A 3595-nucleotide genomic window follows, 5' to 3' on the forward strand; every position below is an offset into this window, starting at 1 on the left:
GGGCCGCGTCGTGGACATCGGCGCCGAGCTGTTCGCGATGAGCGCGGCCTGCGTGCGTGCCGAACTCCTGCGCAGCCGGGGCGAACACGGCCGGGAGGCCTACCAGCTCGCCGACGCCTTCTGCCGCCAGTCCCGCATCCGCGTCGACGAGCTCTTCGGCAGGCTGTGGACCAACACCGACGACCTCGACCACAAGGTGGTCAAGAACGTCCTGGCCGGCGGCTACGAGTGGCTGGAGCAGGGGATCGTCGACCCCTCGGGCGACGGACCGTGGATCGCGGACGCGACCCCCGGCCCGTCCCAGAAGGAGAATCTGCACCGACCCATCAGGTGAGGGCCGGCGCGCGACGGGTGCGGGTCGGCCCGCACCCGTCGTGGCGCGTCAGCACCACTTGTCGCTCGGGTCTCCGCGTCGTCCACGAGCAGGTGTCGACGTACTTGTGGTTCGCCCCGAGCAGGAGTGAAGTGTTACCACGTGATCTTCACGTCAGCTTCACAGATGGGGAGACCGGGTCCATCCGGCCGGGAACGGGCACGCCGGAAGCGGCGGGCGCACCCGCGTGAGGGACACCCTGCGCCGGCCGGGCATCCGTTGCGGCAACAATGGGGGCATGAGCGACAGCCCAGCCCCTCTCGCAGACCCGCACCTCGTCTACGACCCGGTGACGGGCGACGGCCCGAAGGACGTCGTGGTCCTCGGCTCCACGGGGTCGATCGGTACCCAGGCCATCGACCTCGTCCTGCGCAACCCGGACCGCTTCCGGGTCACCGGCCTGTCCGCCAACGGCGGCCGCGTCGGCCTCCTCGCCGAGCAGGCCTACCGGCTCCGGGTGCAAACCGTCGCGGTGGCCCGCGAGGACGTCGTACCCGCGCTGCGGGAGGCGCTGACCGCGCACTACGGCGCGGGAGAGCCGCTTCCCGAGATCCTGGCCGGACCGGAGGCGGCCACCCGGATCGCCGGCTCCGACTGCCACACCGTGCTGAACGGCATCACCGGCTCCATCGGCCTCGCCCCGACCCTCGCCGCCCTGGAGGCGGGCCGCACCCTGGCGCTCGCCAACAAGGAGTCGCTCATCGTGGGCGGCCCGCTGGTCAAGGCGCTCGCCAAGCCGGGCCAGATCATCCCGGTCGACTCCGAGCACGCGGCGCTCTTCCAGTCGGTCGCCGCGGGCACCCGCGCGGACGTGCGCAAGCTCGTCGTCACCGCCTCCGGCGGCCCCTTCCGCGGCCGGACCAAGGCGGAGCTCGCGAACGTCACCGTCGAGGACGCCCTGGCCCACCCCACCTGGGCCATGGGACCGGTGATCACGATCAACTCCGCGACCCTCGTCAACAAGGGTCTCGAAGTCATCGAGGCACATCTGCTGTACGACATTCCCTTCGAACGCATTGAGGTGGTCGTGCATCCGCAGTCGTATGTCCACTCGATGGTTGAGTTCACGGACGGATCCACGATCGCCCAGGCGACGCCCCCGGACATGCGCGGGCCCATCGCCATCGGCCTCGGCTGGCCCGAGCGCGTCCCCGACGCGGCGCCCGCCTTCGACTGGAGCACGGCGTCGACCTGGGAGTTCTTCCCGCTCGACACGGACGCCTTCCCCTCCGTCGACCTCGCCCGGCACGTGGGAGAGCTCGCGGGCACCGCCCCGGCGGTGTTCAATGCCGCCAACGAGGAGTGCGTGGACGCCTTCCTGAGGGGCGCGCTGCCGTTCAACGGAATCATGGAGACCGTCACCCGGGTCGTGGACGAGCACGGCACCCCCGGCACGGGAACCTCGCTCACCGTGCCGGACGTCCTCGAAGCGGAGACCTGGGCCCGCGCCCGGGCCCGTGAACTGACGGCACAGACCGGAAATACGGCGCAGACAGCCACCGCGGAGGCGCGTGCATGACGACCTTGATGATGATCCTCGGCATAGTCGTGTTCGCGGTCGGCCTGCTGATCTCGATCGCGTGGCACGAGCTGGGGCATCTGTCCACGGCCAAGCTCTTCGGCATCCGCGTCCCGCAGTACATGGTCGGCTTCGGTCCGACGATCTTCTCCCGCACCAAGGGCGAGACCGAGTACGGCGTGAAGGCCATCCCGTTCGGCGGGTACATCCGCATGATCGGCATGTTCCCGCCCGGCCCCGACGGCCGCATGGAGGCCCGCTCCACCTCGCCCTGGCGCGGCATGATCGAGGACGCCCGCTCCGCCGCCTTCGAGGAGCTGCGTCCCGGCGACGAGGCGCGCATGTTCTACACGCGCAAGCCGTGGAAGCGGGTCGTCGTGATGTTCGCGGGCCCGTTCATGAACCTCGTCATGGCGGTCGTGCTCTTCCTCATCGTGCTGATGGGCTTCGGCATCTCGCAGCAGACCACCAGCGTCAGTTCGGTCTCCCAGTGCGTGATCGCGCAGAGCGAGAACCGCGACAAGTGCACCTCGGCCGACAAGCCCTCACCGGCCGCCGCGGCCGGACTGAAGGCGGGCGACAAGATCGTCGCCTTCGACGGCGTCCGCACCGACGAGTGGAACGAGCTCTCCGACCTGATCCGCGCCAACCCCGGCAGGGAGGTGCCGATCGTCGTCGACCGCAAGGGCGAGGAAGTCACCCTGAAGGCGACGATCGCCACCAACCAGGTCGCCAAGAAGGACTCCGACGGCCAGATCGTCCAGGGCGAGTACGTCAGCGCCGGCTTCCTCGGCTTCAGCGCCGCCACCGGCGTCGTACGGCAGGACTTCGACGAGTCCCTGGTGTGGATGGGCGATCGGATCGAAGAGGCCGTGGACTCCCTCGCCGCCCTGCCCAGCAAGATCCCGGCCCTGTGGAACGCCGCCTTCGACGGCGCCGAGCGTGAGCCGGACTCCCCGATGGGCGTGGTCGGCGCGGCCCGCGTCGGCGGCGAGATCTTCACCCTCGACATCCCGCCGACCCAGCAGCTGGCCATGGCCCTGATGCTGGTGGCCGGGTTCAACCTCTCCCTGTTCCTCTTCAACATGCTCCCGCTGCTCCCGCTCGACGGCGGTCACATCGCGGGCGCGCTGTGGGAGTCGCTGCGGCGGAACCTGGCGAGGGTGCTGCGACGCCCGGACCCGGGGCCGTTCGATGTGGCGAAGCTGATGCCCGTCGCCTACGTGGTGGCCGGGATCTTCATCTGCTTCACGATCCTGGTGCTCATCGCCGACGTGGTCAACCCGGTCAGAATCTCCTAGTCATGCGCAGTTGGCGGCGGCCCGGCACGGTGTGTGCCGGGCCGCCTTCCATCGAGTGGGTTTACCGGGCGGGATGTGCTGACGCCCGAAGGCGTGCCGTAATCTCGAAGCCTGGAGCCCGCTGCTGACGGGACCGGATCTTGATCCACGACTTGGGGTTGCACAGCAGATGACTGCGATTTCTCTCGGCATGCCGTCCGTTCCGACCAAGCTCGCCGAGCGCCGCAAGAGCCGGCAGATCCAGGTCGGCACGGTGCCGGTCGGCGGGGACGCCCCGGTCTCCGTCCAGTCCATGACCACCACGCGCACGTCGGACATCGGGGCCACGCTTCAGCAGATCGCCGAGTTGACGGCTTCCGGCTGTCAGATCGTCCGGGTGGCGTGCCCGACGCAGGACGACGC

The 3595-nt window shown here is 69.7% G+C and carries 3 protein-coding genes and 1 pseudogene; all 4 read left to right on the forward strand.

All coding sequences use genetic code 11. The annotated features are described in order from the left end of the window. Positions 1 to 334, forward strand: a pseudogene (locus AB0O67_RS36960) (acyl-CoA dehydrogenase); the annotation flags it as partial. A gap of 277 nt (positions 335 to 611) precedes the next feature. Then, positions 612 to 1892 carry a 1-deoxy-D-xylulose-5-phosphate reductoisomerase gene (gene dxr / locus AB0O67_RS36965; RefSeq protein ID WP_365460392.1) on the forward strand — a complete coding sequence of 427 codons (1281 nt, stop codon included), beginning with the start codon at positions 612 to 614 and terminating at the stop codon, positions 1890 to 1892. A gap of 8 nt (positions 1893 to 1900) precedes the next feature. Then, positions 1901 to 3193 carry a site-2 protease family protein gene (locus AB0O67_RS36970; RefSeq protein WP_365460397.1) on the forward strand — a complete coding sequence of 431 codons (1293 nt, stop codon included), beginning with the start codon at positions 1901 to 1903 and terminating at the stop codon, positions 3191 to 3193. Positions 3194 to 3362: 169 nt separating this feature from the next. Further along, positions 3363 to 3595 (forward strand): flavodoxin-dependent (E)-4-hydroxy-3-methylbut-2-enyl-diphosphate synthase (locus AB0O67_RS36975; protein WP_365460394.1); only part of this gene is annotated, 233 nt, incomplete at its 3' end.

The sequence above is a fragment of the Streptomyces sp. NPDC086077 genome, assembly GCF_040686175.1.
Classification (GTDB): domain Bacteria; phylum Actinomycetota; class Actinomycetes; order Streptomycetales; family Streptomycetaceae; genus Streptomyces.

What these genes read in the sequence shown, in the direction of transcription:
- AB0O67_RS36970 (WP_365460397.1), top strand. Translation starts at nt 1,901, where the DNA reads ATGATGATCCTCGGCATAGTCGTGTTCGCGGTCGGCCTGCTGATCTCG.
- dxr (WP_365460392.1), top strand. Translation starts at nt 612, where the DNA reads ATGAGCGACAGCCCAGCCCCTCTCGCAGACCCGCACCTCGTCTACGAC.